Source organism: Bosea sp. 685, assembly GCF_031884435.1.
GTDB lineage: Bacteria > Pseudomonadota > Alphaproteobacteria > Rhizobiales > Beijerinckiaceae > Allobosea.
Genome location: NZ_CP134779.1, coordinates 2,699,444 through 2,726,184 on the forward strand (window position 1 = coordinate 2,699,444; position 26,741 = coordinate 2,726,184).

The following is a 26,741-nucleotide window of genomic DNA, read 5'->3' on the forward strand; positions in this document are numbered from 1 at the left end:
GAGGAGGAAGATAGCCGTTTCATTATCGTTTAAGAGACGCCAATATCGAGATTGCTTGTCTCGAATATGGAACACGATGATGGATCTTCAGGCTTTGTCCGATTTCGACCTTGTCGCTGCCCATGGCGGGTTCGGCCGCGCTGCCCGCGTCTCCGGTCGCTCCAAGGCCACGCTGTCGCGGCGGGTCGCCGAACTCGAACAGAGCCTCGGCGTGCGGCTGATCGAGCGTGGATCCCAGAGTCTGCGATTGACGGATGAAGGCCGGGCGCTGCATGAGCGCACGCGCGGGCTGCTGAGTGAAATCACTGAGGCCGGAGAGGCGGTCGTCCTGGGCGCATCCACGCCGAAAGGCAGGTTACGGGTGAGCGCACCGATGGTCTTCGCGCATGTCGCGCTGCCCCGGATCGGCGCGCGTTTTGCCCTGGCCTATCCGGAGGTTCAGCTCGAAATCGTTGCCGAGGACCGCAAGGTCGACCCGGTCGAAGATGGCTATGATCTGATCATCCGGATCGACCCGTCGCCGGACGAACGCCTCGTCGGCCGCCGTTTCCTCAATGATGAACGCCTGATCGTGGCGCCGCCCGAGATGCCGCATCCCTTTCCAAGGTTGGATGGCGAGGAATCGACGGTAAAGGCCGTCCTGCTCTCCGCGACACCGCCGGCGACCATCTGGCGGATCCGTTCCGGAACGGAGGCTGACATCGTCCTGAGGCCGGACCCGGTTCTCCGTCTCTCGTCGCTGCTGATGGTTCGCGATGCCGTGCTGGCGGGCGCGGGTGCGGCCTTGCTGCCAAAGCTCCTCGTCGCTGACGATATCGAGGCCGGCAGGCTTGCTTATTGGGGGCCATATGCCGGACCGCCCGTGGAGATCTGGGCGTTGCAGAGTTCACGCCGCCTGGTCGGCGCCAAGGTGCGCGCATTCCTGGAGGTGGTCGAGAAAGCCTTCCCGGAAAAGGTCTTTGTCGCGCCAATATGAACGACAAAGCGGGTGTTGCGTCTCAATCCTTAATCCGAACGGTCTGAATCCAAGTGGCCGATTCAGGACGTGCCGGAGATAGGCGTCATTCCGGCATCGCGTTCGTGCGCGCGTCCGCTGGGTTGGAGGGCCTCAACGGTTCGCGTCGTAGCGCAGGCAGTTGTCGTGAATGGTTGCGAGGCGCGCGACCGCCAATCGTTTCAGTCGCCGCACCAGTTCAGACGAAGATCGCCGGCTGTTTGTCGAACAGGGCCTGCCGAACGATGATCCGATCGTCTGCGGACAATCCCGATGCTTCACCCTGGCCGATGCTTCAGCTTGGACGGAAATGCCGTTGGGCAATGGCGGCGCTTGCGTGGCTATGCGCGGGATATCGTATCATGGCGTACGGTCGGCGGGCCTGGCGGAAGGGAGGGCGGGGGCCGCCAACCACCACTGCTGACTGTGGCCCCTTGGCCTGGCCCCTGAAAAGTTAGGATTTCCGCGACGCACGCCGGGATTAGGTCGTACTGCAGGCTGCGTCCGCCATGCGGCGATAGGTTTCACGATACTCGACCGTTCGTGTTCCTTCATTGCCGGTGCCAACGGTAAAACGCGACAAAAATACACGTATCTGCGGCGCGTCTTCCAAGCGAATAATGCGAAGAGTGAGGGAGTCTTTGCCCCATTTGCCGGATCCGTCCATGAACAGGCCAAGTGGCCCCTCATGCAGCGTCAAATGCCGAAAGAGCACACTGCCGCAATCACCCGTGTCACTGACGCTGATCCCACAGATGTGTCCCTCGCAGGGCACGACGTCGATAATCTTATAGGGCCGTTGCTGATCTGACAGGCCTTGGCGGTCGTTCAAAATCGTCCACCGCCCAAGAAACAGGCCCGCGCCTGATTCAGCTCCGGCTGAAGTCGAAGCGATAGTCAAGAGCAGCAACACAGTTGCCGTGCAAAAGTATCGACGTTTGACGTTGTTCGGCATTCAATCCTCTCTCGTTTATCGTTCTGCTTTTTGTTCTTCGACAAAATGATGCCACCATCGGCCTTTCAGAATCAGGCTGATCTTGAAGGAGCGGACGAGGATCATCGAGGCGTTCATTCGAGACACGTTGTCCGGAGCAAGCTTGTGAACGAGAATGGTTGGTCAATCCGACGTCTCCGCTCCAATGGCGGATGCTATGAAAACAAGTGGGACTATTGTCAGAAGATACCATTTCTGGATCGCGTAGATAACAGCCTCTGAATGTCTTCTATCTGCTCCCGGGCCAGAACCCGCTTGGGCAGCACCTGATAAGTGTAGTCCGATCTGAAAAGCACAAAAACATGGCGGTCCTCCCGCCACTTCGAATAGTCGCCCCACTGAATACGGTTATATATCCCTGGTTGCTCGACCGTGTAAGCTTCCTCATCCCAATTAACTGTGCCGGCCTGACGAAGCAGTTTGTCCTGACGGAAGCGGCGGCGAATAATAATCGGCCCGAGTGCAAGAGGAAATATAAACGACACGCCGAAGGTCGCGGCGGAGATGACTAAAGCAAATACCGGCAGATTCTCACGCAGTTCGGGCCATGGCATCCCGAGCAAGTAAAGATATCCTGACAGAACGGCCATTGCGCCAATCCATAGAATAGACATTCTGATCATCGTCCGTGCATTTCGCGCCGAACTGAAAACATGAAGACGTCCCGCTCGACGAAGGTCGAGTTCGTTGAGTGTGAAAATCACCTTCCGATGCATGAAAGCCCCATGATTTTTCTCTCGGTCGTTGCAGAATTCCCGATAAAACAGTCATTGAGCTCTCCCAAACGGCCCAAACAGGCTGTTTGCGGCAACTGCCAGCCGCGAATCTGGTGAAAGGCGCAGCAGTACATGCGCCGTCAGGTATGGAAGGAAATGAATCGAGCCATTGTTAGGCAGGCCGTCAACCTCGGCGACTTGGACAACGAGTGCCAGTCATAGCAACGGGGCCCATTTCTGGGTCCATTCTTGGGCTCTTTTTTGGGGGGATTCGATTTCGTGTCGCTGTAATCGATTGATATTGCAGCGAAATTCAAGAAGCTGAATTTATGGCGGAAGGGGTGGGATTCGAACCCACGGTGGGCTTTCACCCACGGCGGTTTTCAAGACCGCTGCCTTAAACCACTCGGCCACCCTTCCGACGCGCTTGTCATTGCCGGGCCCATGGCGTTTTGGCAAGCCCGCTTATCGCCCTAGTGAAGCGCACGCCATATCCGTCTTTCCTGATGTGGCGGGAAACTCCGGCCAAAACCGGAAAACATCTGCAATAGCAGGACGATCCGTCTCATCTGGCTAGGTCTTGGTCGCCGGCGAAGGTCGAGGCGAAAGCCCGCATGTCCCGCCTCGGCGACCACGTTGCAGGGCTGCAACGTGCGCCGAAAATCGCGCCTTGTCCCCATCCCAGGTTGACACATGCCGCATTTCCGACACCTTTGTGCCCGCCCAAGAGCACACGGAATGTCGTTAACGGTGTCGCGATCCGCGATCCTCCGCTTAACGATCTCTTAATCGGATTGTCCGAAAACTTCGGTTTCGCCGCTATTGCGGCTGGCCGGTCTTTTGAGTTTTTCGGCGCAGAAAGCGGAACGACGGAATGACTCGAGGCGCATGCTCATCGGTCCCGGAATCGTCCTCCGACGCGTCCGAGCCAAGCGGCCTCAGCAGTTACAGCCTAACAACGCGCGTCATGCGCATTGGTTGCGTCGCGCTTGCCGGGCTTTTCGTCGCCAATTGCGCAGGCAATCAGGTTGCCCAGCGTGGCCGCTCCAAGGAAATCGGCGCATTCCCCCAGTCCAAATACGGACCGGCCAGCCCGCGCGTCGTCGCGGAGGGCGAGGAAGTGCCCAAGGGTGGCGGGCGCCAATTGATCGGCAAGACCTATTCGGTCGCCGGCAAGCGCTACACGCCTTATGAGAAGCCGGTCGGCTACACGGCGGTCGGTACCGCCTCCTGGTATGGCGAGGCCTTCCATGGCCGCCGCACCGCCAATGGCGAGGTTTATGACCGCAACGGCATCAGCGCCGCGCATCCGACCATGCCGCTGCCGGCCTATGCCCGCGTCACCAACATTCTGAACAACCGCTCGATCATCGTACGCGTCAACGATCGCGGCCCCTATCACGGCAACCGCCTGATGGACGTCTCGCAGAAGACCGCCGAGGCGCTGGCCTTCCGCCATCTCGGCACGGCCCGCATCAAGCTCGAATATCTTGGCCAGGCTTCGCTCGCCGGCTCCGACGACAAGCTGCTCCTGGCGACGTTGCGCACAGACGGACAGCCGGCTTCGATCCCGGGCACTAGCGCCCCGACCATGGTCGCAAGCGCTGCCCCGACCGCGCCGGGCCGCTACGCCAGCGCCAATCTCGACGAAGCGCCGGTCGAGCCGGTCCGGCCCGCCGTCTCGCAGCCGGTCGCGCAGGCCTATGCCGCCGAGCCGGTCCGCACCATCGCGCCGAGCGCCCCGGTCGCTGCCAGCATGGTCTCGACCGCGCCCTCAAGCTCGGCCAGCGCAAGTTCCGCCAATGTCGGGGTTCCGGTCCGTGGCGCGCCGCTGCCGCCTAATCGTCCCTTCGACCTCGACACCATCGCCAATGCCGGCAAGCCGGTCGTCATGCAGCCGCGGGCCATGACACCGCTGCCGCCCGTGCGCACCAATGTCGCAAGCCTGTTCGCGGCGCCTGAGCGCAGCCCGACCCAGCGCTTCTCGAACGCGCATCCGCTGGTTCGCGATCTCTCGCCCCAGAGTTTGCAGCCGCTATCGCGCAATTGAAGCCGTTCGGGCTTGACCGCCCGAGCCCGCCTCTGCTTCAGATCGGAGCATGAGCGCGCCTGTCACCAGCAGCGACGGATCTGATCGACGCTCTGCCGCCTTGCGGCTGGGCGTCGTTGCGTTTTTGTGCCTGGCCTTATCGCTCGTTGGAACGGGCCTGCGCGCGCAGAATTTTCAATCGCCGGCGCCTTATGCCGTCCTGCTCGACTCAGCCAGCGGCACGGTGCTCTACGAGAAGGCCGCCGATGAGCTGATGGTCCCGGCCAGCCTTGCCAAGATCGCAACCGCGCTGGTCGCCTTCCAGGAGATCGCGCAGGGGCGCCTCAGCCTCGATAGCGAGATCGGCATTTCCGAGAACGCCTGGCGCAAGGGCGGCGGCGTCTCGGGCGGCTCGACGATGTTTGCGATCCTGAACAGCCGGGTGAAGCTCTCGGACATTCTGCAGGGTCTCATCGTCCAGTCCGGCAATGATGCCGCGATCGCGCTCGCCGAGGCCATTGCGGGCGACGAGCCCACCTTCGCCCGGGTGATGACGGAGCGCGTGCGTGCACTCGGCCTGACGAAATCGGTCTTCCGCAATGCGACCGGAGTAGGCGATCCGGAGCAGAAGGTCACGGCCCGCGAACTGGCCAGGCTCGCCGACCACATCATCAAAACCTATCCCGAACTCTACAAGATCTTCGGCCAGCGCGAATTCACCTGGAACAAGATCAAGCAACAGAACCGCAATCCCTTGCTGGCGATGGAAATCGGCGCGGATGGCTTGAAGACCGGTAATATCGACGAGGCGGGCTTCGGCCTTGTCGGCTCGGCGGTCCAGAACGGTCAACGCCTGATCGTCGTGGTCAATGGCCTGAAGACCGCGCGCGACCGGGCACAGGAAGCGCGCAAGCTGCTGGAATGGGGCTTTCGCGCCTTCGAGGCACGCAAGATCTTCGGGGAGGGCGAGATCGTCGGCGAGGCCAGCGTCTTCGGCGGCGCGAAGGGGCGTGTCGCGCTGAAGGCGAAAGGGCCAGTCAGCCTGCTCCTGCCGCGTGGCGCGGGCGAGCGCCTCAATGCGCGGATCGTCTATCGGGGTCCGCTGGTCGCGCCGGTTCAGGAGGGACTGGAGGTTGGGCGCCTGCTCGTCACGCGCGGCGAGGTCAAGACGCTCGAAATCCCGCTCTACGCCGCCGAAACCATTGAACCCGGCACCTTGCAGCGCCGCGCACTCGATGCGGCGATGGAGCTCGCCACCGGCTGGGTGCGCAAGGTCTTGAAGCGAAGCTGAACGGCGCGCAACCGAAGCCAGGATATCTCATCAAGCCTGCAAGGTTGCGTTATCGACCGCCCTCGAATCTCGTATGCAGTCTTCGGCATCCGTGCCGCACTGCGGCAAACTGGTTTTGATAGCAATGCATGAGCAGTCTCGGCACAAGCAGTCTCGTGGTTTCATGATCGCGCTCGAAGGCGTCGACGGCAGCGGCAAGTCGGGGCTGGCGCGTTCCTTGTCCGCCGCATTGCGGGGCGCCGGGCACGCGGTGCTGGCCACACATGAGCCGGGCGGCACGGAGGCCGGCGCCGCCCTGCGCAAGATCCTGCTGGCCAGCAACGCCTATGATTGGACGCCCACGGCCGAATTGCTGCTGATGAATGCCAGCCGGCGCCAGCATATCGACCAGGTCATCCTGCCTGCGCTTAAGGCCGGCAAGATCGTGCTCTGCGACCGCTTCGTCGGCTCGACGATTGCCTATCAAGGCGCGGGGCGGGGGCTCTCAGAAGCGCTGATCCTCGATCTTCACCGCCTGACCATCGAGGATCTCTGGCCCGACCTGACGCTCGTGCTCGATCTCGACCCCAAGGTCGCGCTGGAGCGCAGCCGGTCGCGATTGCAGCAGTCGCAGATCGACGAAGGCCGGTTCGAGGCGCTCGACCTGGCCTTCCATCGCCGCGTTCGCCAATCCTTCCTGGACCAGGCCGCGAAACTGATTGCCCCATACAAGGTCGTCGATGCCGATCGGCCGCCCGCGATCGTGGAACGGGAGGCTTTCGAGCACGTCAGCGGAATTTTGACTGAGAGAATCGCGTGATTACTAAGCCATTTAGCCGGCTTCCTTCATAATCCGAATCAAAGCGCGGTCAGCGCCTGTCCGGCGCTCGGCGATCCACTCCAGGACAGCCACATCGCCGCGGTCCAGGAAAAATCCGGGCCACCGCAGCCGGCGCCGGTGCGCGGGTCGAAATACTCCCAGAAGCCATTGCGCCGGACGAGCTCGCCGCTGTCCTGTCGGAGCGTGTTGGCCTCCTCGCTCAGTCCGTAGCCGGACAGGCCGTCGGTGATCATCCGGTTCATCATCAGCCAGACCGGCCCGCGCCAGTAGCGCGTGGCATCGAAACGCTTGTCGCGCGGGTCGGTGCTGGCGACGGAGAAGCTGGCCACGGCCCGCGTCGCTGCAAGGTATTCTTTGAGGGCCAGCGCGTCCTCCTGGCTGGCGGTCCGGGCATAGAGCGGCAGGAAAGCGGCGCAGGTGACAGCCTCGCTCAGTTGGCCGCTGCGCAGGTCGAGCGAGCGGTAGAGCCCGTCCGCGCCTTTCAAGCGCTGCATCGCCGTCTCGCTGCGCGCGATCCACTCGCGCAGGGCCGAGGCTTCATGGGTGAAGCCGAGCTCGTCCGCGAGCGTGAGCAGATCGCGATCGGCACGCAGGAGGATCGACTGGATACCGAGATCGCAGACCCGGAAGGAGAGGGTGCGGGCGACCGACACCCCGTCCCAAGCCAGCGCCTTGGCTTCCTCGACCAGCGTCATGACGCGGTTGTAGAAATCATGGGTCGGGCGTTGTGTGGCGTCGACATGGCCGAGATCCTTGCGCAGATGCGCGACATCGACGCTCGCAACGACATGGCTCAGCGGCTCGTCCCAATCCGGCGAATTGTCCCGCCCCGATTCCCAGGGGTGAACCATGGTGACGAGTCCCGTGCCGTCGGGGTCACGGATCTCGTGCCACCAGCGATGCGAGGCGAAGAGCTTTGGAAACAAGGCCCTGATGCGCGTTGCATCGCCGGCGGAGAGATCGTGCAGCACGCGTGCGGCAGTCGCCGCCACCGGCGGCTGGGAGATGCCGGAGGTCAGCGGCTGGCGCTGGATGCCCCAGGCCTCGGGGCCGGGGTAGTAGCCCTCGGCCGGGGCGCGGAAGACGATATGCGGCACCATGCCGTCCTGCCATTGGCCTTCGAACAAGGTCTCCAGCTCGCGCCAGGCGCGGTCGAGGTCGAAGGTCGCGAAGCCCAGCGCGACGAAGGCGGAATCCCAGTTCCACTGAAAGGGGTAGACCCGGCCATTGGGCACGGTGAAGCCGCCACGGTCATTGCGGCGCAGTACGGCGCGCGCCGCGTCATCGAGATCGGTCAAAGGGGGTGTCGACAGCACAGGCTCAGGCTCCAGGATGGGTGCGACCGGTTTGCGGGTCGATCCAGACGATGCGGGTTGGGTCGAGCGCCAGGCCCAGCGTCGCGCCGGCATCGACCCGCGTGCTCGATGGGGCGACGATGCGGGCGAGATCGCCGCCGACATGGCCGGTGAGCAGCAGATGCGAGCCCATCGGCTCCGCGACCTTGACCTTGAACGGCAATCCGCTGGCGGCATCGGTCAATCCGGCGTCCTCGCCGCGGAAGCCGAGGATGATCGGCCCATCGACGGGAGCAGCCAGCGTGATGCCGCCGAGCCTGGCGCTGCCGGCGGCGGCGGTGGTGTTGACGAAGTTCATCGGCGGCGAGCCGACGAAGCCGCCGACGAAACGGGTCGCCGGCTTCGAATAGATAGTGGTCGGCGTGTCGATCTGGACGATATGGCCGCCATGCATCACGGCGATGCGGTCGGCGAGCCCCATGGCCTCGGTCTGGTCATGGGTGACATAGATCGTGGTCGTGCCGGCCTCGCGCAGCACGCTGCGCAGTTCCGCCCGCATCTCGAGCCTGAGCAGGGCGTCGAGATTGGAGAGCGGCTCGTCCATCAGTAGGACGGCGGGCTCGACGGCGAGCGCCCGCGCCACGGCGACGCGCTGACGCTGCCCGCCCGAGAGCTTGGCGGGATAGCGTTCGAGATATTCCTCGATATGCAGCAGGGCGGCGGCCTTGCGCACCTGCGCCTCGACTCGGGGCTGATCGGCGCCCTTCATGCGCAGGCCAAAGGCGACGTTCTCGAACACCGTCATATGCGGGAAGACGGCATAGTTCTGGAAGACCATGGCAAGCCCGCGCTCGGATGGCTTGAGCGCCGAGACGTCGCGCTCGCCGATCACGACCTTGCCTGAGCTCTGCACCTCAAGCCCCGCGATGATGCGCAGCAAGGTGGTCTTGCCGCAGCCGGAAGGGCCGAGCAGCGCGACGAATTCGCCATCCGCCACGGAAAGCGAGATCTCCTGCAGCGCGACGGCGTTGCCGAACTGCTTGGCGACCTTGTCGATCAGGATGCCGGCCATGGGCGCCCTCCTATTTGCTCGAGACGCCCCACATCGCGAACAGGTATTTCCTGACCGCGAAGATGAAGAGCACCGAAGGGACGATGAGGATGAAACCGCCGGCGAAGCGGTAATGCAGCGGCGATTCGGACAGGACCGCGAGCAGATAGGCCGTCAGCGTGCGCTCGCGCACGGTCAGCACCGAGGCGGCGAAGACCTCGTTCCAGGAGATCACGAAGGCGAAGATCGCCGCTGCCGCGATGCCCGGCAGAGCGAGCGGCAGCACCACCTTGCGGAAGGCCTGCCAGCGCGTGCAACCGAAAACCCAGGCCGCCTCCTCATATTCGCGCGGGATGCCCATGAAGAGCGAGGAGGTCACGAGCGCCGCGAAAGGCAGCGCCAGCGCGGTGTGGATCAGCGAGACGCCCAACGGCGTGTCGTAGAGCCCCACTTTGATGAAGATGACGGTCAGCGGCAGGGCCAGGATCGCGAGCGGGAAAGCCCGCGTCAGCAGCACCAGAAGGCGGAAGGCGCTCTGGCCCCGGAAGCTGAAGCGCGCCAGCGCATAGCCCGCCGGAGCCCCGAGCAGGATCGAGAACAGCATGGTGAGCGAGGCGGCGATGAGCGAGTTCAGCGCCGCGTTCCAGACGCCCTCGATCTTCAGGAAGGCTGCGAGCGCGGTGAAGGAAGCCTCTGTGGGGGCGAGCGATTTCGGCCATTTGAACACGGCCATCCGCCCGCCCATCGCACCAAGCCCGATCAGGTAGATCGGCACGAGCACCCAGGCGCAAAGCACCAGGACGCCGGTGACGTAGAGCCATTTGCGGGGCGCGCTCATGCTTGCGCCTCCGGATCGACGCGCAGCGCCTTGAGGTAGATCACTGTCGCTGCAAGCGAGATCGCCATCACCAGCACGGCATAGGCTGCGGCGACGCCGTAATTCTGGTTCTCGTTCTGCCAAGTGTAGGCTTCGCCGACGATGATCGGGAAATTGCGCCCGCCGAGCGCATAGACGACCGCGAAGACCTCGAAGGCCAGCACGGTCCGCAGGATCAGCGCCGATTGCAGGCTGGGCTTCAGCAAGGGCAGCGTGATCTTGCGGAATTTGGTCCAGGGGCTCGCGCCGAAGATGTCGGCTGCCTCGCCGAACTCCTTGGGAATGAGCTGGATGCCGGCAACGAGGATGATCAGGACGATGGCGGTCGCGCGCCAGACCTCCGCCAGCACGACGGCGAAGAACAGTGCGATGGGGGTCTCACTGTTGAGATAGGCGGTCGGCCCGCTGATCAGGCCGAACTGGAACAGCAGCGTGTTGAGATAGCCGGAATCCTGCAGGATCGCGAGCCAGACGAGGCCGGCTGCGAGATCGGAGACGCCGAGCGGGATCGTCCAGATCCAGAGCACGAGCTCGCGTCCGCGCGTCATCTTCTGCAGCATCAGGCCCATGACCAGCGCCAGCGCCACTTGCAGCGGGATCACCACAATGACGAGCGCGAAGGTGTTGCGCAGCGCCGTCGGGAAATTGAGATCGCCGACCATGCGAGCGTAGTTGGCAAGCGAGAGCCCTTGCCCGCCATCGAAGGAGAGCAGGATGGTCTGGCCGAGCGGCACCAGGAAGAAGGCCGCGAGAAAGGCGACCGAGGGCGCAATCAGCAGATAGGGCAGCCAGCGCGGCTGGGGCATGGTCGGAGACCTTTGGACGGCGTCATCTTGGGCAACAGCGCCACGCGAGGTTGGGTATCGCACTCCGACCAAGCTGGGCGGAGCGCGGCTTTCACGGGCGTTGTTCTGGAAAGCTCAGGTCACCGGGCAGGCGCCCTGGCTCGGCTTGTCCGGAGCCCAGCAGGGCGCGGCGGTCTGGGTCATCAGCGTGCGCAAGGTTTCGGCCTGGGAATCGAGCACCGCGCGGACCGGTTCACCGCGCAGCACGATGCGCTGGAAGGTGTCGAAATAGACCTTGTTGAACTCGCCGCCCTTGTCACCGAGCCCGACCGGCAGCAGGGCGACGATCGCGTCCTTCGCGCCTTGCGTCTTGGCGATGCCGTCAGCCAGCAGCTTGACGCCGGCAGGCAGATCGGCCGGAAGCGGTGCGTTGATGACCGGGAAGAAGCCGACCTCCATGGCGGTGGCGATCTGCGTCGCCGGCTTGAGCAGATGCTCGATCACGGCCGCGGCCTGGGCCCGGTTCGGCGCATCCTTGGCGATGGCGAGGCCGGCGACGACCGGCATATAGGCGCGGCCCTGGCTGCCGGCCGGCGGCGGAACGACGAGATATTTGTCGGGCTCGGCGGTCAGTGCATCCTTGACCCGGGCGATATGGTCCCAGGCGATCCAGACCTCGCCGGCCATCAATGGTTCCTGCATGAAATTATAGTTGTTGGCGTTGGGATTGACCGTTGCCCAGAGCGCCTTGAAGTCGGTCCAGCCCTTCTCGGCGGCAGCCGAGCGGAACTCGGTCACCATCGAGCCGGTATAGGAGGGCACGAGATTGCCCTGGATGAAACGGGCGAACAGGCCTTTGGGGCCGGCCGGGAAGCCGATGCGGCGCTGCCCGGTCTTGTCCTGGATCGCCTTGCCCCAGGCTGCGAGCTGCTCATAGGTCAAGGCGTTGACGTCGGCGCCCGCTGGCAGGAAGGGCAAAGCCTCCTTCCGGACGACAAGGACATAGGTCGCCTGCATCCAGGGGATGTATTGCTGGGTGGACGTCCCGAGCTTGCCGAGCTCCATCAAACCGGCGGGTATGCCGCTCGCGCTGAGCTTGGCCGCGACATCATCGATGGCGTCCAGCGAGGCGGTCGGCGCCAAGGGCTGCAGCTCGCCATGCAAAGCGCCCATCAGGCTGATCGTGCGCTTGCCGGCGGCCTGCTCCGCCTTCATGCGCACGGCGAATTGCGGCGGCTCTTCAACGACATAGGTGGTTTTCGGTGCGCCCTTGAGCAGCACCTCGCGCACCTTCTGCGCCTCGTCGATCGGGCGCAGCTGCGTCGACAAAAAAACGAGATCCTGCGCCTTCGCCGCCGGCGCGGCGAGAATGGCGCCCGCCGTCATGGCGGCGATCGCCAGCTGGTTGAGTGTCGTCATGGCTTCCTCCCTGGCTCGCTTGCTTTGATTGGCGTCGGAAGCGGCGGCTGCGAGAGGCCTGCGCTTTCCGTGATGGGTCAGCCACGCGCCTCCCCGAGGGATGCGCGTGGGATGAACTCGACCGGGTTGATCTCGGTCATGTCGCGAGGATCGGCGCCGCCGATGCGCGCCAGCGCCATTTCGGCGAGGCGGCGGCCCGTCGCGGCGATCGGCAATTCCATGGTCGCGAGCGCCGGGTCGGAGAACGCAGCTGCGGGGATGTTGTCGTGGCCGATGATCGCGATGTCGCGCCCGGCCACGAGACCCCGCTCGCGCACGGCGCGCATCGCACCCAGCGCCATGCTGTCGGTGGCGCAGAGCAGGGCGCTCGGCGGCTCCGCCTGCGCCAGCATGACGCCCGCCGCGCGATAGCCGCCTGCCTCGGTCGCGCTGTCCTCGACGATCTCACCGGGAAGTCCCGCGTCGCGCATGGCGCGGGCGAAACCGCTGCGGCGCAGATGCGCGAAGGTGAAGGCGGATGGCGCGGCAAGATGGCCGATCCTGCGATGGCCGAGACCGGTCAATCGCAATGCGGCGTCATGAAAGGCAGCCTCGCCATCGCCGTCGACATAGGCATAAGGCTCGGCGAAATCGCTGCGCCCCATCGCGACGAAGGGGAAGCCGATATCGGTGAGATAGCGCAGGCGCGCATCCTCGCGCCGGGTGCGGACGACGATGATCGCGTCGGTACGCCGGCCTTCGATGAGGCGGCGATAGGTCTTGAGTTCGTCGGGGCCGGGCAGGGCGGCGATCAACGTCAGATCGTAGCCTTGCTGGGCGAGCCGTTCGCCGGTCGATCTCAGCAACTCGATATAGAGCGGTTCGTTGAAATGGCCGGGCTCAGCGGGAAGCACCATGGTGACGATCTCGGTCAGTCCGCGCCGCAGCCGCCGGGCGGCGGAATTGGGCCGGTAGCCGGTCGTCTCGGCTGCGGCGAGGACACGCTCGCGCGTGGCGACGGCGACGTCGCCATAACCGTCGAGCGCCCGTGACACGGTCGTGATCGACAAACCCAGCATCTGCGCCAATTCGCGCAATGAACTCATCGGCCGTCTCTGCCTCTTGGTTGAGAGCGACGGATCCCGATCTCAGCCTGCGCGGCAGGATAATGTCATCCGAAACGTTTTGGAAGAGGCTGTCGGGCACTGTCTGCAGCTTGCAGAGGCGCTGGCGCCGCGTTCAATCAACGAGACCGAGTTGCGTCCTACCCGCGATCGACGCGGTGCGTGCGAGATAATCGGCCTTGCTGGACTGCATGTGATCGATGTTGATCTGCGCGAGCGCCCAGGAATCCGTGCCTTGGAGCAGCTCGATCATGATGTCGTGCTGGCGCAACGAGAGCCGCAAACCCTCGCGGTCGGCGAGGTTCTTCGCCCGCATCGGCAAGGTCAGGCCCATGTAATCCTGTAGGCTGCGCACCAGATATGGATTGCCGCAGGCGCTGAACAAAGCGATGTGGAACGCGTCATTGGTCTCGTGGATGCCGCGCAGATCGCCGGCCTCGGCGTGGCGGGCATAGTCCGCCTGGATCGTCTTCAGCCGCATGATGAGTTCGGCTGGCGCCGGCAGCGCGATCATCAGCACTGCCTGCCGGGTCAGCATCTCGCGGACTTCGTAGATCTGTCGGACCTCTTCGGCCGAGTAGGAACAGACGGTCGCGCCGATATTCTTCTCGCGACGGACGACGCCGGTGCGTTCCAGCTGAACCAAAGCCTGCCGGATGAAGTGCCGCGTCGCTCCGTAGCGGGCCATCAGGCTGTCCTCGACGAGCCGCGAGCCCGGCGCGAGACGCCCGAAGATGATGTCTTCCTCGAGCCGGCGGAGGATCTCGGCCTGTTCCTCGACACGCGATGCTGATGCCGATACTTCGCTCATGCCGCGTGTCCTTCTGTCCTGCTTTTGCCTGCCGACTCCCAGCCGGAGAGGCGATAGCAATCTTCGACCAGACGCAATGTTTCGAGATTGTCCTCCGGCGAGGTCTCGAACGGCGTATTCTCGCGCAGGCTGCGGAGGAAATGGGCGAGCGTCGCGGTGTAGGCCCCTTGATAGACCGCAGCCTGATCGAAGCTGATCCGCTCTTCATCGCCTCCACTCCTGAAGACGAGTTCGGCTCCGTCGAGGCGGATCACCCCGCGCTCGCCGAGGAGGGTGAGGCGATCGACCTGTTCAGGCTGCGCGCCATATGCGGCAAAGCTCGCGAAGACCGAAACCCCTGCACCGCCGGCCGTTTCGAGATGCAGGACCGCCCCGTCTTCACCAAGAATCTCGGGACAGGTCCGGCTCAGCACCGCAGCGCGCACGCTCATCGGGCCGAGCAGCATGCGCAGTGTATCGAGATGGTGGATCAGCACCTCGGCCACGAGCATCCTCTGCTCGCCGCGCAGCATAGGTTGTCGCTCCAGAGCGGTCAGCCGCCCCTCCGCATTCGGCACCGTGCCAGAGGTGACAAGCGACAGCGAGGCCGCCTTGACCTTGCCGATCCGGCCCTGCGCAATCCATTGCGCCGCCTGGCGGTAATAGGCACGGAAGCGCCAGTTCTCATGCACCATCAGCCGAACCCGGCCGGTAATGTCAGCGACCAGTTGCTGGGCCTCGTCCAGGGTCGGAGCCAACGGCTTCTGGCACAGGATAGGTAGCCCGTGATCGGCTGCCAGACGAACCAATTCGGCATGGGCGGCACGTGGCGCGGCGATGTCGACCGCATCGAGGCCGCCTGCCGCCAGCATCTCGCTTGCGCTCCGGTAGCGTGCGCCGATACCGAACTCGGCGACGCGGTTTTTGCTCGCTTTATCCGACGGATCGGCAATCGCCACGACCACGGCCTCCTCGGCAAGCGCCTGCCAGCCGCGCAGATGGTAGAGCGTGACCCAGCCGGCTCCGATCAGCCCGATCCTGAGCGGCAAAGCCATCAATGGGATTTCCGCTGGGCGGCGGCTTTCTGCGCGGCAGGCGTGGTCGCCAAGGCGGGAACCGCCCGGCCGGTCTCAGCGTCGAACAGATAGGTGGCCTCAGCTGAAAAGAAGAGTTCGACGGCTTCGCCCGGCGCGGCCACGACATTGCGCGGCAGGCGCGCGATGCACTCGGTGCCGCCTTCAGTCTCGACCAGAAGCAGCGTCTCGGCGCCGAGCGGTTCGACGGCGATGGTACGTCCCCTGATCGAGCCATGCGGCTGGCCGTTCAACGCTGCCGCATCGATCAGCAAATCCTCGGCACGCACGCCGAGTGTCACCTCGCACCCGGCGATCCTGGCAAGCGTGGCGTCAGACCAGCGCGTCAGCGGCGCTTCAACCGCGGCACTGCGCGCATGCAGGGCATCGGGGGCGATCGTCGCCTTCAGCAGGTTCATCGGTGGCGAGCCCAGGAAGCGCGCCACGAAGGTGTCGGCCGGCTGCCAATAGACCTCCAGCGGCGCACCGATCTGCGCGACCCGGCCAGCATTCATCACGCAGATGCGCGTGCCCATGGTCATCGCTTCGACCTGGTCGTGCGTGACGTAGATCATGGTCGAGCCGAGCCGATGATGCTGCTTGATGATCTCGCTGCGCGTGTTGACCCGAAGCGCGGCATCGAGATTCGAGAGCGGCTCGTCGAACAGGAAGACCTGCGGCTCGCGCACCATGGCGCGGCCAAGCGCGACGCGCTGGCGCTGCCCGCCCGACAGCGCGCTCGGACGACGCGCCAGCAGTGGGGTCAGGCCGAGCAGTCCAGCCGCTTCCTTGACGCGTCGATCGACCTCGTCCGAGGCGATCTTGCGTCGGCGCAGGCCGAAGGCGAGGTTCTCCGCCACGCTCATATGCGGGTAAAGTGCGTAGGACTGGAACACCATCGCAATGTCGCGATCCTTGGCCGGCACGTTGTTGACGGCCCGCCCATTGATCGACAGCGTGCCGCTGCTGATCGTCTCCAGCCCCGCGATCATCCGCAGCGTCGTCGACTTGCCGCAGCCCGAGGGCCCGAGCAGCACCATGAACTCGCCATCCCCGATGGCGAGGTCGACATCGTCGACCACCACCGGGCCGCCGCTGCCATAGCGTTTGCTGATCTTGTCGAGTCCGACGACGGCCATGGCAGCCTCCTACTTGATCGCGCCGGCAGTCATGCCGCGGATGAGTTTCTCGGAGAAGAAGACATAGGCGATGATGACCGGGATGACCGAAATCATCACGCCCGTCGCAATCATGCCGATATCCTGGAAATGGTCGCCCATGAAGGCGCGGATGCCGATCGGCAGCGTGCGCTTCTCCGGGTCGGTGATCAGCACCACCGCGAACAGGAACTCGTTCCAGAGCTGGATGAAGTTCAGGATCAGCGTGGTCGCGATCGCCGGCATGCCGACCGGCAGGACGATGCGCCAGAATATCTCCAGATCGCCATAGCCGTCCATCTTGGCGGCGTCGAACAGGTCCTGCGGGATGCGGGCGAAGAAGCCTTCCAGCAGATAGACCGTCAGCGGCAGTTGCAGCGAGACATAGACGAGGCTGAGGCCGAGCAGGCTGTTGTAGAGATTGTAGTCGACCAGGATCTGATAGAGCGAGATCAGCGTGATCTGCGGCGGGAAGATGATCGACGAGAACAGGATGCCGTAGATCAGCCGGTTGCCGCGGAAGCGATAGCGCGCTAGCGCATGCGCGGCCGCCGCCCCGATCAGCGTGACGACCGCCACGGCCCCGACCACGACCAGCGTCGAATTCCAGAAATAGGTCGCGAAGTCGGAATCCACCCAGGCGCTCCTGAACTGCTCCCAGTGGAACGGCCGCGGCCAGGCATAGTGGTCAGCGCTGATCTCCGCGGTGGTGCGCACCGACATTGTCGCCAGCCACAGGAAAGGGCCGAGCGTATAGAGGGTGTAGATCGCAAGGATCAGGGCAAGCGCGCCTCGGCTGAACAGGCGTGGCAATGGCGCGGGGTGTTGCGCGAGAGCGGAGCTTTGCGCCATCTCAGTACTCCAGCCGGTCGCGCGTGCTCAGGAGGCGGTTGAGGATCACGACGGAGGCGCACACGACCAGGAACCACACCGTCGCGATTGCCGACGGATAGCCGAGATCGAAAGTGTTCCAGTTGAATGCGCGCTTGTAGACATAGGTCGAGACCGTCTCGGTCGCCCAGAGCGGGCCACCCTGCGTCATGATCCAGACGAGGTCGAAGATCTTCATCTTGCCGATGAACGCCAGGATGTAGAGTGAAAGCAGCGTTGGCCGCAGCATCGGAATGATGATGTAGCGGAGCTTTTCGCCCCAACCGCAATTGTCGAGTTCGGACGCCTCGAGCACCTCGCGCGGCAGCGAATGGATCGCGGCGAGGCAGACCACCATGTTGAAACCGGCCCATTTCCAAGCATGGGTAACGATGACCGACGCCAGGGCAAGATGGGGATCGCCGAGCCAGGACGAGGCGAGGCCATCGAGCCCGACCGCGCGTAGCATCGCATTCAGGATGCCCCAATCGTAGTTGAAGATCCACATCCACAGGATCGCGACCACGACATAGGACAACAGCACCGGCGTGAACCAGGCGACGCGCAGGAAGCGGGCGAACGGAACCCCGGCATAGAGCGCCAGCGCCAGCAGCAGGCCAGTCGCGACATCGAGCACCGGCGCAACGAACGACCAGATCAGCGTATTGCGCACCGCGATCCAGAAGGTCTCGTCGGAGATCAGCTCGCGATAATTGGCGAGGCCGACGAAGGTGGCCTCGATCCCCTCGATCGTGAAGAAGCTGTCGAAGATGGTCCGAAAGGCCGGATAGGCGGTCAACCCGCAATAGACCAGAAGTGCCGGCGCCAGAAAGATCGCAAGCACGACGCGGCTCGCGCGGCGGGGGTCGGCGAGCGACCGGGCGGAGGTGGAAGCCTCCCGGTCGCTCGTCTTGACGTTCAAGGCAATCGCCTCCGGCATGATCGGCTCACTTCTTCAGGCAAGCGCCGTCCATCTTCTCGGCCGCCTCCTGAACGCTCAGCAAGCCAGCCGGGAAGGCGTTATTCATGACCTGGACATAGGTGTCGGCGCATTTGGCCCGATAGTAGAGCAGCGGCGTGCCGAAGAAGTATTTCGCGTCCTTGTTGCGTGCGTTCAGCTCGGCGAAATAATCCTTCCGCGGGCTCACGATCTTGTCCTGATCGGATTTGAGCCCGCTCTGGAGCGAGACTTCGCCGATCCACTTCGTGCCGTTTTCGGGGGTTGCCATGGATTTCAGCATGGCCCCGGCGCAATCCTTGTTCTTGCTCTTGGAGAACATCACGAAGCTACCGCCGATCGCCAGCGTCTTGCATTCCGGGCAATTGCCCTTGTCCATGGCCGGGAATTTCATGATGCCGAGCGGAAAGTTCGCGGGCATGCCGCCCTTTTCGGGCTCGGCGAAGGCGCGTCCGGTGAACCAACTCGGATCAGGGAAGGTCAGCGCGCCCGGCGTATTGTAGAAATAGAAATGGGATTCGCCGAGCTTCAGTGTCGCGAAGCTCTTGGGATAGGCGCCGGCATCGACCAGTTCCTTGACCCAGTTCATGACCTCGACGACGCGCGGGTCTTTGAAAGACAGCTCGCCATTGAGCAGCTTGGCGTAGTCGTCGGAGCCGAGCTTGCGCAGCAGCGACTCGAACAGCAACTGGCCGCCCGGGAAGGGCCGGTCGCCGACGCCTTGCGAAACCGGCGTGATGCCGGCGGCCGCGCCCTTTTTCACCAGATCGAGGAACTGTGCCTGCGACAACTGGAAGGACGCGGGAACATTGACGCCGACCTTCTTGACCAGATCCTTGTTGTAATAGAGTTCGACCGTATAGGCCTCGACAGGCACGCCGTAGACCTTGCCCTTCGAGGCCCAGGCCGGCTTGGCCCAATCCTCCAGATTCGCCAGATCGACATAGGAATCGAGCGGTTCCAGGAAGCCGCCTGCCAGGAACTCCGGCTGGTCGGGCTCCATGTAGAAGATGTCCGGCGCCTGGCCGGTGCGCACAGCCGACTTCGCCTGGGTGTAGATGTCGGCTTTCGGGATGAAGCTGAGCTTCACCGAGCACTGCTTGTTGGCCGCCTCGAATTCCTTCACGCGGGCCGCGACCCAGTCCTTCTTGGCCGGCTCGTCGGGCCAATTGCTCCACATCGTGATCTGCTTCTCCTGGGCGAGCGCGAGGCCCGCACTGCCGAGGGAAGCAGCCGTCAGGACGGCTAAACCGATAGCGCGAAGTCTCATGATGCGTCTCCTCCGAGATTGGTTGTTATTATTTTGAGGGGAGGCTACCTGGGCGCATCAGATTGTCAATAATTAATATCTAATGAGAGTTATTTGTGCCTTATTGAGGCGGAGATCGGCATTTATTATTGACAATAAAAAGCTTCGCGGGAATGTTTCGCCGCAACTTGGCCGGCCTCGGCCGCAGGAGGAACGACAATGGCCAAAGGCCTGCGCAAGGGACTGACGAGCTATGGCGACGAGGGGTTTGCGCTGTTCCTGCGCAAGGCCTTCATCAAGGCGATGGGCTATTCCGACGATGCGCTGGATCGTCCGATCGTCGGCATCACCAACACCTACAGCGACTACAACCCCTGCCATGGCAACGCGCCGGCCCTGATCGAGGCGGTGAAACGCGGCGTCATGCTGTCGGGCGCGATGCCGATGGTGTTCCCGACCATCTCGATCCATGAAAGCTTCGCCCATCCGACCTCGATGTTCCTGCGCAATCTGATGGCGATGGACACCGAGGAGATGATCCGGGCCCAGCCGATGGACGCGATCGTCGTGATCGGCGGCTGCGACAAGACATTGCCGGCGCAGATCATGGCGGCCGCGAGCGTGGATCTACCCACCGTCGTGGTTCCGGTCGGGCCGATGGTGGTCGGCCACCACAAGGGCGAGGTGCTGGGCGCCTGCACCGACTGCCGGCGCTTGTGGAGCGCCCATCGCGCCGGCGAGATCGACGAGGCCGAGATCGAGATCGTGAACAGCCGCCTGGCGCCTTCCGTCGGCACCTGCATGGTGATGGGCACGGCCTCGACCATGGCCTGCATCACCGAGACGCTTGGCCTGTCGCTACCGATGAGCGCGACGATTCCCGCGCCCCATGCCGAGCGCATCCGCTTGGCCGAAGCCAGCGGCGCGGCGGCTGCCCGCATGGCAGTCGATGGCGGTCCGCGTCCCAGCGCGTTGCTGACGCCGCAGGCCTTCCGCAATGCGACGGTCGTGATGCAGGCGATCGGCGGCTCGACCAACGGCATCATCCATCTGACCGCGATCGCCAATCGCACCCCGCATCGCTACGACCTCGACATGCTCGACGAGATCGGCCGCAAGGTGCCGGTCCTGGTCGATCTCAAGCCCTCGGGCTCCCATTATATGGAGCATTTCCACCATGCCGGCGGCGTGCCCAGGCTGCTCGCCCAGCTTGGCGAGCTGATCGACCTCGATGCCGGCACGGTCGCGGGCGGGACATTGCGCGATATCGTCGCCAAGGCCGAGGATGTGCCGGGGCAGGATGTGATCCGGCCGCGCTCGGCCCCGATCAAGGCAGAGGGCTCGATGGCGGTGCTCTATGGCAATCTCGCCCCGGGCGGTGCCATCATCAAGCAGGCGGCGGCATCCGCGCGGCTGCTCCAGCATGCCGGCCGGGCGGTCGTGTTCGATTCGGTCGAGGACATGGCGGCTCGCATCGACGATCCCGAGCTTGACGTCAGCGCGGACGATGTCCTCGTGCTCCGCAACACCGGCCCGAAGGGCGCGCCCGGCATGCCCGAGGCCGGTTACCTGCCGATCCCGAAGAAGCTCGGCCGCCAGGGCGTCAAGGATATGGTGCGGATTTCCGATGCCCGCATGAGCGGCACGGCCTTCGGTACGATCGTGCTGCATATCACGCCGGAATCGGCCGTTGGCGGGCCGCTTGCGCTGGTCGAGAGCGGCGACATGATCTGCCTCGACCTGGCCGGCCGTCGCATCGATTTGCTGATCGACGACAGCGAATTCGAGCGCCGCAGGTCCCGGCTGAAGACCGCGCCTGCGCCCGCAATGCCCAAGCGCGGCTATGCGCGCCTGTTCCAGCAAACGGTGCTGCAAGCCGATGAAGGCTGCGATTTCGACTTCATGGTCCGCCCGCCCGATGAGGCGCCATAGGCATCCGCAGCTCTCCATTCGGCATGCCGCACAGAGCCAAACCGAGCGGGACTCCGGCCAGTCGAATGCCGCTACATGAGCTCCCGCTCGGCCAGGCGGGCCAGGGCGGTGATCTCGGCGAGGCTCTGGCGATCGTTCAGATCTCCCGCGACAGCCAGCATCGCCGAGGCGGGCAGGAGTTCCGAGAAGATCCCGCGCAGGCACGCAACGATCTTGCCGGCGCGTTCATCGACGACACGGTAATGGACATGCTTGGCGACGCGGCGCCCGGCGATCAGGCCGGCGTCCCGTAACTCCGTCAATTGCTGGGAGAGGGTCGGCTGGCGAATGCCGAGCGCCAGCTCCAGCTCCATGACGCTCCTCTCTCCCTCCAACAGCAGGCAAATGATCGCGAGGCGGTTGGGATTGGCGATGGCGCGCAGGAGATCGCTGGCAGCCCCGATATCGCGGCAAATCACCGATGCCTTCATCAGCTTGATTCTCCGGCGTCGGATGACGCTCCGCCCAGTCTTTGGCACATCGTTTCGGCTTGACATGCTTTGGCGATGGCAGCAGTTTCATTATATAAAAACATAAAATGAAATGACCGGGAAGAGGCGCTCCTGACATTTCAGGGGTTCTTGATGAGACTGAAGGTCGGGGTCCACCCCAATAATCTGCACCTGTTTCTGGCAGGGCGCTGGGACGGCGCGTTCAGCGCAAGCGATGTCAGCTTCGTTGCCTATCCCGAGGGACGCGACAGCGCGCGCCTGCTGGAAGCCGGCACGATCGATATCTGCGGGACAGGCTCGACGCCGCCGATCCTCGCTCAGGCCAACGGCCTGGACGTCCTCTACGTCGCGGCCTCCGCGCCAAGGCCTGCGAATGGCGGCATCGTCACCGGCCCGTCCTCGAATATCCGCGACGTCGCGGATCTGAAGGGAGCCCGGATCGCGCTGCTCGACGGCTCGTTCCATACCTATCTGCTGGCGCGCGTGCTGGAGACGGCGGGCTTGAGGCTATCTGATGTGCAGCGCGTCGAACTCGCGCCCGGCGCCTCGCTGCGGGCTCTGGGGGAAGGCGAGGTCGATGCCTGGGTCGCGATGGCGCCCTTGCTCGACCAATCGCTCAGGGCCGGCAAGGCCAGGCTGCTCGCACCTTGCGGCGATACGATTCCGAACCGGTCGGTGTTCTGGACCTTGCGCCGCCGCGAGCTTCCCAGGGGCGTGCTCGAGGCCTTCATCCGCAGCCTCATGGCCTTCGGTGAAGCGATTTCGCATCAGCCGGATGAGGCCGCCCGCCTGCTTGCCGACGAAGGCGCCGGCCCGGTCGATCTCGCGGCCTGGAAAAAGGCGGTCGAGACGCGGGATTGGCGCATCGTGCCGGCAGGCCCCGACATCATCGCCGAACAGCAGGCCGAAGCGGACACGCTGGTTCGACATGGCGATCTGCCCGACACGCTCACACTTACCGATGTCGCTCTCGTGCCCAACGTCGCAATCGCGTGACAACCAGCTCGCATAAGGACAGCGCGATGAACGTTCTCTGGTACATGTGCGCGCCCGATGGCGCCTATCCCTGGAATGCGGAAGGGTCGCGGCGCGTCGATTACGGCTATTTCCGCCAGCTCGCGCAGGCTTACGACCATCTCGGATATACCGGCGCCCTGTTCGCGACCGGCGCGCATGATGTCTGGGTGCTGGCGGCGGCGCTGCTGCCCTATACGGAACGCCTGAAGTTCCTCATCGCGATCCATCCCGGGCTCGTGCCGGTGACCCTGCTCGGCAAGATGGCCGCGACATTGCAGGATTTCTCGCGCGGCCGCGTGATGATCAACGTCGTCTCGGGCGATGCGAAGATGCTTGGTGCCTATGGCATGACGATGCCTCATGACGAGCGCTACGTCATGGCCGACGAATATCTGACGATCTGGCACCGGCTGATGCGTGGCGAGAGCGTCACCCATGAGGGCAAATACCTCTCCGTCACCGGGGCCAAGCTCGCCTTGCCGGCGGGGAGCGCGATCGCTCCCCCTCCGCTCTGGTTCGGCGGTTCCTCCGAGCCGGCGATCGAGGTCGCGGCCAAGCATGTCGACACCTACCTGTCCTGGGGCGAAACGCCCGAGCAGATGCGCCTGAAGGTCGAGCAGGTGAAGCGGCGCGCGGCGGCCTATGAGCGCGAGCTGTCCTATGGCATCCGGCTCTATGTCATCGTGCGCAACACGGATGCGGAGGCCTGGGAGGCCGCGCAATGGCTCTATGACCGGATGGGCGAGGACGCGATCGCCGCCAATCAGCGTTTCGTCGGCGGAACGGATTCGGTCGGCCAGCAGCGGATGTCGGCGATGCATGGCGGCGTGAAGCCCGCCAATATCCGCGATCTCGAGACGGCGCCCAATCTCTGGTCCGGCATCGGCCTGGTCAGGCCGGGGCCGGGCACGGCGATCGTCGGCTCGCCGGACACGGTGATCCGCACCTTGGAGGCCTATCAGGCCGCCGGCATCGAAACCTTCATCCTGTCCGGCATGCCGCTTCTGGAGGAAGCCTACCGCTTCGGCGAACTCGTCCTGCCGCGACTGCCGGTGGAGCGCCAGCTTCGCGACGCCAAGCAGTTCACCTGGTCCACCTTGTTCGACCGCGACCTGTCCGCCGGAAAGCTGCCGGCGGCGTAGTCGCGGAGGACCGAACCGATGACGGCGATCATTCCGATGCGCAATGCAGTCTCATCACGCCAGGCCGGCGGGTCATTCTGGGCGGCAAAAAGCCGGCTGCTTGGCGTGCCGCGCCTGGTCTCGCCCTTGGTTCTGCTGATCGCCTGGCAGGTCTTCAGCGCGACCGGATTTTTGCCCACGCGCATCCTGGCCTCGCCCGTCGCGATCCTTGAGACCGCTTGGCAACTGACACGCTCTGGCGAATTGCTCCTGGGCCTGGCGGTATCGCTCCTGCGTGTCCTTGCCGGCTTCAGCGTCGCCCTGGTGCTCGGGATCGTGCTGGCTTTGCTGTCTGGCTTGTCGCGCCTTGGCGAAACGATCATCGATCCGCTGTTGCAGATGTTCAAGGCGATGCCCTTCCTTGGCCTACTGCCGCTGTTCATCCTGTGGTTCGGCATCGGCGAAGCGCCGAAGATCGGCTTGGTGGCCGTCGGCGCGATCTTTCCGATCTATCTGACGCTGCATGCCGGCATTCGCGGGGTCGATCTGAAGTTGATCGAGGCGGGGCGTACGCTCGGTCTCGATCAATGGGGACTGATACGCCACATCATTCTGCTGGGCGCTTTGCCGTCGCTGCTGGTGGGCATCCGCTACGGCCTCAGCGTCGCATGGCTCAGTCTGGTCGTCGGGGAACAGATCAACGCCGGCAGCGGCCTCGGCTACATCATCACCAATGCGCGCGATTTCCTGCAGACCGACGTCATCGTCGTCTGCCTGCTCGTCTATGCCGCCATGGGCCTGGCCACAGATTCATTGGTTCGGTTTTTCGAGGCGCGCTATTTGCGCTGGCGTCCCCGGTTGGTGACGCCATGAGCAAGATGCCCGCCCAGCCTTTGCTCGAGCTGCAAGGCCTTAGCCGCTCGTTCGGTGCGCACATGGTGCTCGACCGGCTGGATCTTTCGATCGCGCCGGGGGAGTTCGTCGCGCTACTGGGGCGCAGCGGGTCCGGCAAATCGACGCTGCTGCGGGCGCTCGCCGGGCTCGATCCCCTCCCTCCGGGCTCGGCGCGGCTGCCGCAGCGGCGAGCGGTCGTGTTTCAGGAACATCGGCTGATGCCCTGGAAGACCGTGATCGACAATGTTTTGCTCGGCCTCGACCGACCGGATGCGAAGCAGGCGGCGAAGCAGGCGCTGGCGGAGGTCGGTCTCGCAGCGCATGCCACGGCATGGCCAAGCGCCTTGTCAGGTGGTGAAGCGCAGAGAGCGGCGCTTGCCCGCGCTCTTGTGCGCGAGCCGGAGCTTCTGTTGCTGGACGAGCCTTTCGCGGCGCTGGATGCATTGACCCGCATACGCATGCACGAGCTCGTGCTGGATCTCTGGGAGCGGCACCATCCGGCTGTCCTCCTGGTGACGCACGACGTCTGGGAAGCGGTGGTGCTCGCCGATAGAATTCTGATCCTCGACGAGGGGCGGATGAGCCATGAGATCGTCGTCGATGCGCCGCGGCCCCGTCAGCATGGCAATCCAGCCCTGGCCGCTTTGGAGGCATCACTCCTAAGCCGTATCGGAGTGCCCTTGAAGCAGGGGCCGACGGAACAGGGCAAGTCATTCGAAAACTCTGGCACTCCCGATGAGAAAGACCCAGTCCATGAATCGTCGCAGATTTAACCTGCTGGGAGCCTCGCTGGCGCTTTCGGGAATCGTGCCGGCGGCACGGGCTGCAACTGGCGATGTGGTGCGCATTGGCTGGCTGAGGGGCCCCAACGACATCACCCTCGGCAAGGCGCGCGGCACGTTGGAGCGGGCTTTGGCGGCGCATGGCGCCCGCGTGGAATGGGCTGGTCCATTCGCAGCCGCCGCTCCGGCGCTGGAAGCCTTGAACGCCGGCAGCATCGACGTGACGGCCGGAAGCTCGACCGCCTGCATCACCGCGCTCTCGGCCGGTGTCCCGATGGTCATCTTCGCCTATCAGAAGATGGCGGCCGCCGCCGAAGGCATCCTCGTCAAGCGCGATTCTCCAATCAAGACGCTGAAGGATCTCTCCGGCCGCAGCGTCGCGGTCAATCGAGGCGGCACCGGCGAATATCTCCTGATGCGGGCGCTGGAGCGCAACGGGATCGATGCGTCCGCCGTGAAGCGCATCTATCTCAGCCCAAGCGATAGCGGCCCGGGCTTCACCCAGGGGCATGTCGATGCCTGGGCGACCTGGGATCCCTTCATCTCCATCGCCTTGAAGAGCTATGACGCGCGCATTCTGGCCGATGGTGCGGAGATCGGTTCGGAGAATGCCGTCACGCTCATGGCCAGCAAGAGCTTTGCCTCCGAAAAGGCTGCGCTGCTGCAAGTGATCTTCGACATAGCCAAGCAGGACAACGCCTGGTCGCTGGAGCACGAGGCCGAGGCCGGAGCGATCTGGGCCCAGGCGATGAGCCTGCCGGCGGATCTTGCGCCTGCGCTCGGTGCGAACAACGCTGTGCCAACTCGCGCGGTCTCGGAGGCGGATGTCGCGCAGATTGCGCGTATCGCCGATTGGTATGTGGCGAGCAAGATCATCCCGAAGCAGCCCGATGTCGCCAATGGCGTCGTCAGGCTGAAGGAATAGGAGCGGAGGGGAGGGAGCCAGTGCAGCGCTTCTGGCTGTAAGCCGCCTTGCTTGACGAAACGGCCGTGCCGGAAACGCTTGCCGTCGCGGTCAGGATTGTGCTCCACC

At 64.2% G+C, this 26,741-nt stretch carries 25 protein-coding genes and 1 tRNA gene; 10 read left to right on the forward strand and 16 right to left on the reverse strand.

The window, feature by feature from the left end:
• The first annotated feature begins 79 nt into the window (after positions 1–79).
• Entirely contained in the window at positions 80–976 is an 897-nt protein-coding gene (locus tag RMR04_RS14200) for a LysR family transcriptional regulator (protein WP_311915238.1), read from the forward strand.
• Between the two features lie 499 nt (positions 977–1,475).
• Here the strand turns inward: RMR04_RS14200 and RMR04_RS14205 are convergent, their stop codons facing one another.
• The 3 genes from RMR04_RS14205 to RMR04_RS14215 all read right to left on the reverse strand — a co-directional run bounded on the left by RMR04_RS14205 (position 1,476) and on the right by RMR04_RS14215 (position 3,124).
• On the reverse strand, positions 1,476–1,949 hold the full coding sequence (locus RMR04_RS14205) for a hypothetical protein (protein WP_311915239.1): 474 nt from the start codon (positions 1,947–1,949) through the stop codon (positions 1,476–1,478).
• A 218-nt stretch (positions 1,950–2,167) separates the two neighbouring features.
• Positions 2,168–2,704: a YcxB family protein gene (locus RMR04_RS14210; protein WP_311915240.1), complete on the reverse strand. Its 537-nt coding sequence runs from the start codon at positions 2,702–2,704 to the stop codon at positions 2,168–2,170.
• A 330-nt stretch (positions 2,705–3,034) separates the two neighbouring features.
• Positions 3,035–3,124: transfer RNA gene (locus RMR04_RS14215), tRNA-Ser, on the reverse strand.
• Between the two features lie 547 nt (positions 3,125–3,671).
• Between RMR04_RS14215 and RMR04_RS14220 the strand changes: the two genes are divergently transcribed.
• The 3 genes from RMR04_RS14220 (at position 3,672) to tmk (ending at position 6,823) form a co-directional block, all read left to right on the forward strand.
• Positions 3,672–4,754, forward strand: a complete 1,083-nt coding sequence (locus RMR04_RS14220; RefSeq protein ID WP_311915242.1) for a septal ring lytic transglycosylase RlpA family protein — start codon at positions 3,672–3,674, stop codon at positions 4,752–4,754.
• A gap of 49 nt (positions 4,755–4,803) precedes the next feature.
• Entirely contained in the window at positions 4,804–6,024 is a 1,221-nt protein-coding gene (locus RMR04_RS14225; protein WP_311915243.1) for a serine hydrolase, read from the forward strand.
• A gap of 163 nt (positions 6,025–6,187) precedes the next feature.
• The gene (gene tmk, locus RMR04_RS14230; RefSeq protein WP_311915245.1) at positions 6,188–6,823 is read left to right on the forward strand and encodes a dTMP kinase; all 636 of its coding nucleotides are present in this window, start codon (positions 6,188–6,190) and stop codon (positions 6,821–6,823) included.
• Positions 6,824–6,861: 38 nt separating this feature from the next.
• Here tmk and RMR04_RS14235 read toward each other — a convergent pair whose 3' ends face one another.
• The 12 genes from RMR04_RS14235 to RMR04_RS14290 form a co-directional block, all read right to left on the reverse strand.
• The gene (locus RMR04_RS14235) at positions 6,862–8,160 is read right to left on the reverse strand and encodes an MGH1-like glycoside hydrolase domain-containing protein (RefSeq protein WP_311915246.1); all 1,299 of its coding nucleotides are present in this window, start codon (positions 8,158–8,160) and stop codon (positions 6,862–6,864) included.
• A 4-nt stretch (positions 8,161–8,164) separates the two neighbouring features.
• Positions 8,165–9,211 carry an ABC transporter ATP-binding protein gene (locus RMR04_RS14240; RefSeq protein ID WP_311915247.1) on the reverse strand — a complete coding sequence of 349 codons (1,047 nt, stop codon included), beginning with the start codon at positions 9,209–9,211 and terminating at the stop codon, positions 8,165–8,167.
• A gap of 10 nt (positions 9,212–9,221) precedes the next feature.
• Positions 9,222–10,028 (reverse strand): carbohydrate ABC transporter permease, encoded by an 807-nt coding sequence (locus RMR04_RS14245; protein ID WP_311915248.1) that lies wholly within the window; start codon positions 10,026–10,028, stop codon positions 9,222–9,224.
• The gene (locus tag RMR04_RS14250) at positions 10,025–10,873 is read right to left on the reverse strand and encodes a carbohydrate ABC transporter permease (protein WP_311915249.1); all 849 of its coding nucleotides are present in this window, start codon (positions 10,871–10,873) and stop codon (positions 10,025–10,027) included. The genes RMR04_RS14245 and RMR04_RS14250 overlap by 4 nt, the downstream gene beginning before the upstream one ends.
• Positions 10,874–10,987: 114 nt before the next feature.
• Positions 10,988–12,271, reverse strand: a complete 1,284-nt coding sequence (locus RMR04_RS14255) for an extracellular solute-binding protein (RefSeq protein WP_410492247.1) — start codon at positions 12,269–12,271, stop codon at positions 10,988–10,990.
• A 77-nt stretch (positions 12,272–12,348) separates the two neighbouring features.
• The gene (locus RMR04_RS14260) at positions 12,349–13,356 is read right to left on the reverse strand and encodes a LacI family DNA-binding transcriptional regulator (RefSeq protein ID WP_311915250.1); all 1,008 of its coding nucleotides are present in this window, start codon (positions 13,354–13,356) and stop codon (positions 12,349–12,351) included.
• Positions 13,357–13,489: 133 nt separating this feature from the next.
• Complete coding sequence (locus RMR04_RS14265) at positions 13,490–14,185, reverse strand: GntR family transcriptional regulator (RefSeq protein WP_311915251.1); 696 nt, start codon at positions 14,183–14,185, stop codon at positions 13,490–13,492.
• Positions 14,182–15,219: a Gfo/Idh/MocA family protein gene (locus RMR04_RS14270; RefSeq protein WP_311915252.1), complete on the reverse strand. Its 1,038-nt coding sequence runs from the start codon at positions 15,217–15,219 to the stop codon at positions 14,182–14,184. The genes RMR04_RS14265 and RMR04_RS14270 overlap by 4 nt, the downstream gene beginning before the upstream one ends.
• On the reverse strand, positions 15,219–16,376 hold the full coding sequence (locus tag RMR04_RS14275; protein WP_311915253.1) for an ABC transporter ATP-binding protein: 1,158 nt from the start codon (positions 16,374–16,376) through the stop codon (positions 15,219–15,221). The genes RMR04_RS14270 and RMR04_RS14275 overlap by 1 nt, the downstream gene beginning before the upstream one ends.
• A 9-nt stretch (positions 16,377–16,385) precedes the next feature.
• Positions 16,386–17,246: a carbohydrate ABC transporter permease gene (locus RMR04_RS14280; RefSeq protein ID WP_311915254.1), complete on the reverse strand. Its 861-nt coding sequence runs from the start codon at positions 17,244–17,246 to the stop codon at positions 16,386–16,388.
• Position 17,247: 1 nt separating this feature from the next.
• Positions 17,248–18,204, reverse strand: coding sequence for a carbohydrate ABC transporter permease (locus tag RMR04_RS14285; RefSeq protein ID WP_311915255.1), 957 nt, complete (start codon positions 18,202–18,204; stop codon positions 17,248–17,250).
• Between the two features lie 7 nt (positions 18,205–18,211).
• A complete protein-coding gene (locus tag RMR04_RS14290; protein ID WP_311915256.1) occupies positions 18,212–19,492 on the reverse strand; it encodes an ABC transporter substrate-binding protein in 1,281 nt (426 codons plus the stop codon).
• Between the two features lie 198 nt (positions 19,493–19,690).
• Here RMR04_RS14290 and RMR04_RS14295 point away from each other — a divergent pair, with 198 nt between their 5' ends.
• Positions 19,691–21,403 carry an IlvD/Edd family dehydratase gene (locus RMR04_RS14295; protein ID WP_311915257.1) on the forward strand — a complete coding sequence of 571 codons (1,713 nt, stop codon included), beginning with the start codon at positions 19,691–19,693 and terminating at the stop codon, positions 21,401–21,403.
• A 71-nt stretch (positions 21,404–21,474) separates the two neighbouring features.
• Here RMR04_RS14295 and RMR04_RS14300 read toward each other — a convergent pair whose 3' ends face one another.
• Complete coding sequence (locus tag RMR04_RS14300; RefSeq protein WP_311915258.1) at positions 21,475–21,873, reverse strand: ArsR/SmtB family transcription factor; 399 nt, start codon at positions 21,871–21,873, stop codon at positions 21,475–21,477.
• 159 nt (positions 21,874–22,032) lie between these two features.
• On the opposite strand from RMR04_RS14300, the gene RMR04_RS14305 reads away from it, so the two are divergent.
• Genes RMR04_RS14305 through RMR04_RS14325 form a run of 5 tightly spaced genes read left to right on the forward strand, consistent with a single transcriptional unit; the run spans position 22,033 to position 26,633 of the window.
• Entirely contained in the window at positions 22,033–22,890 is an 858-nt protein-coding gene (locus tag RMR04_RS14305) for an ABC transporter substrate-binding protein (protein WP_311915839.1), read from the forward strand.
• A gap of 26 nt (positions 22,891–22,916) precedes the next feature.
• The gene (locus RMR04_RS14310; RefSeq protein WP_311915259.1) at positions 22,917–24,053 is read left to right on the forward strand and encodes an LLM class flavin-dependent oxidoreductase; all 1,137 of its coding nucleotides are present in this window, start codon (positions 22,917–22,919) and stop codon (positions 24,051–24,053) included.
• An 18-nt stretch (positions 24,054–24,071) separates the two neighbouring features.
• Positions 24,072–24,905, forward strand: a complete 834-nt coding sequence (locus RMR04_RS14315) for an ABC transporter permease subunit (RefSeq protein ID WP_311915260.1) — start codon at positions 24,072–24,074, stop codon at positions 24,903–24,905.
• Complete coding sequence (locus RMR04_RS14320) at positions 24,902–25,699, forward strand: ABC transporter ATP-binding protein (protein WP_311915261.1); 798 nt, start codon at positions 24,902–24,904, stop codon at positions 25,697–25,699. Before RMR04_RS14315 ends, RMR04_RS14320 begins: the two co-directional genes overlap by 4 nt.
• Positions 25,680–26,633, forward strand: a complete 954-nt coding sequence (locus tag RMR04_RS14325; protein ID WP_311915263.1) for an aliphatic sulfonate ABC transporter substrate-binding protein — start codon at positions 25,680–25,682, stop codon at positions 26,631–26,633. Before RMR04_RS14320 ends, RMR04_RS14325 begins: the two co-directional genes overlap by 20 nt.
• The last annotated feature ends 108 nt before the right edge of the window (positions 26,634–26,741 follow it).

Excerpts from the sequence above, each read along its gene's own strand:
- RMR04_RS14320 (WP_311915261.1), top strand. The coding sequence starts at position 24,902 with ATGAGCAAGATGCCCGCCCAGCCTTTGCTCGAGCTGCAAGGCCTTAGC.
- RMR04_RS14295 (WP_311915257.1), top strand. The coding sequence starts at position 19,691 with ATGGCCAAAGGCCTGCGCAAGGGACTGACGAGCTATGGCGACGAGGGG.
- RMR04_RS14275 (WP_311915253.1), bottom strand. The coding sequence starts at position 16,376 with ATGGCCGTCGTCGGACTCGACAAGATCAGCAAACGCTATGGCAGCGGC.
- RMR04_RS14285 (WP_311915255.1), bottom strand. The coding sequence starts at position 18,204 with ATGCCGGAGGCGATTGCCTTGAACGTCAAGACGAGCGACCGGGAGGCT.
- RMR04_RS14325 (WP_311915263.1), top strand. The coding sequence starts at position 25,680 with ATGAATCGTCGCAGATTTAACCTGCTGGGAGCCTCGCTGGCGCTTTCG.
- RMR04_RS14300 (WP_311915258.1), bottom strand. The coding sequence starts at position 21,873 with ATGAAGGCATCGGTGATTTGCCGCGATATCGGGGCTGCCAGCGATCTC.
- RMR04_RS14260 (WP_311915250.1), bottom strand. The coding sequence starts at position 13,356 with ATGAGTTCATTGCGCGAATTGGCGCAGATGCTGGGTTTGTCGATCACG.
- RMR04_RS14315 (WP_311915260.1), top strand. The coding sequence starts at position 24,072 with ATGACGGCGATCATTCCGATGCGCAATGCAGTCTCATCACGCCAGGCC.
- RMR04_RS14310 (WP_311915259.1), top strand. The coding sequence starts at position 22,917 with ATGAACGTTCTCTGGTACATGTGCGCGCCCGATGGCGCCTATCCCTGG.
- RMR04_RS14200 (WP_311915238.1), top strand. The coding sequence starts at position 80 with ATGGATCTTCAGGCTTTGTCCGATTTCGACCTTGTCGCTGCCCATGGC.
- RMR04_RS14205 (WP_311915239.1), bottom strand. The coding sequence starts at position 1,949 with ATGCCGAACAACGTCAAACGTCGATACTTTTGCACGGCAACTGTGTTG.
- RMR04_RS14245 (WP_311915248.1), bottom strand. The coding sequence starts at position 10,028 with ATGAGCGCGCCCCGCAAATGGCTCTACGTCACCGGCGTCCTGGTGCTT.
- tmk (WP_311915245.1), top strand. The coding sequence starts at position 6,188 with ATGATCGCGCTCGAAGGCGTCGACGGCAGCGGCAAGTCGGGGCTGGCG.
- RMR04_RS14265 (WP_311915251.1), bottom strand. The coding sequence starts at position 14,185 with ATGAGCGAAGTATCGGCATCAGCATCGCGTGTCGAGGAACAGGCCGAG.
- RMR04_RS14270 (WP_311915252.1), bottom strand. The coding sequence starts at position 15,219 with ATGGCTTTGCCGCTCAGGATCGGGCTGATCGGAGCCGGCTGGGTCACG.
- RMR04_RS14220 (WP_311915242.1), top strand. The coding sequence starts at position 3,672 with ATGCGCATTGGTTGCGTCGCGCTTGCCGGGCTTTTCGTCGCCAATTGC.
- RMR04_RS14210 (WP_311915240.1), bottom strand. The coding sequence starts at position 2,704 with ATGCATCGGAAGGTGATTTTCACACTCAACGAACTCGACCTTCGTCGA.
- RMR04_RS14280 (WP_311915254.1), bottom strand. The coding sequence starts at position 17,246 with ATGGCGCAAAGCTCCGCTCTCGCGCAACACCCCGCGCCATTGCCACGC.
- RMR04_RS14250 (WP_311915249.1), bottom strand. The coding sequence starts at position 10,873 with ATGCCCCAGCCGCGCTGGCTGCCCTATCTGCTGATTGCGCCCTCGGTC.
- RMR04_RS14240 (WP_311915247.1), bottom strand. The coding sequence starts at position 9,211 with ATGGCCGGCATCCTGATCGACAAGGTCGCCAAGCAGTTCGGCAACGCC.
- RMR04_RS14290 (WP_311915256.1), bottom strand. The coding sequence starts at position 19,492 with ATGAGACTTCGCGCTATCGGTTTAGCCGTCCTGACGGCTGCTTCCCTC.
- RMR04_RS14255 (WP_410492247.1), bottom strand. The coding sequence starts at position 12,271 with ATGACGACACTCAACCAGCTGGCGATCGCCGCCATGACGGCGGGCGCC.
- RMR04_RS14225 (WP_311915243.1), top strand. The coding sequence starts at position 4,804 with ATGAGCGCGCCTGTCACCAGCAGCGACGGATCTGATCGACGCTCTGCC.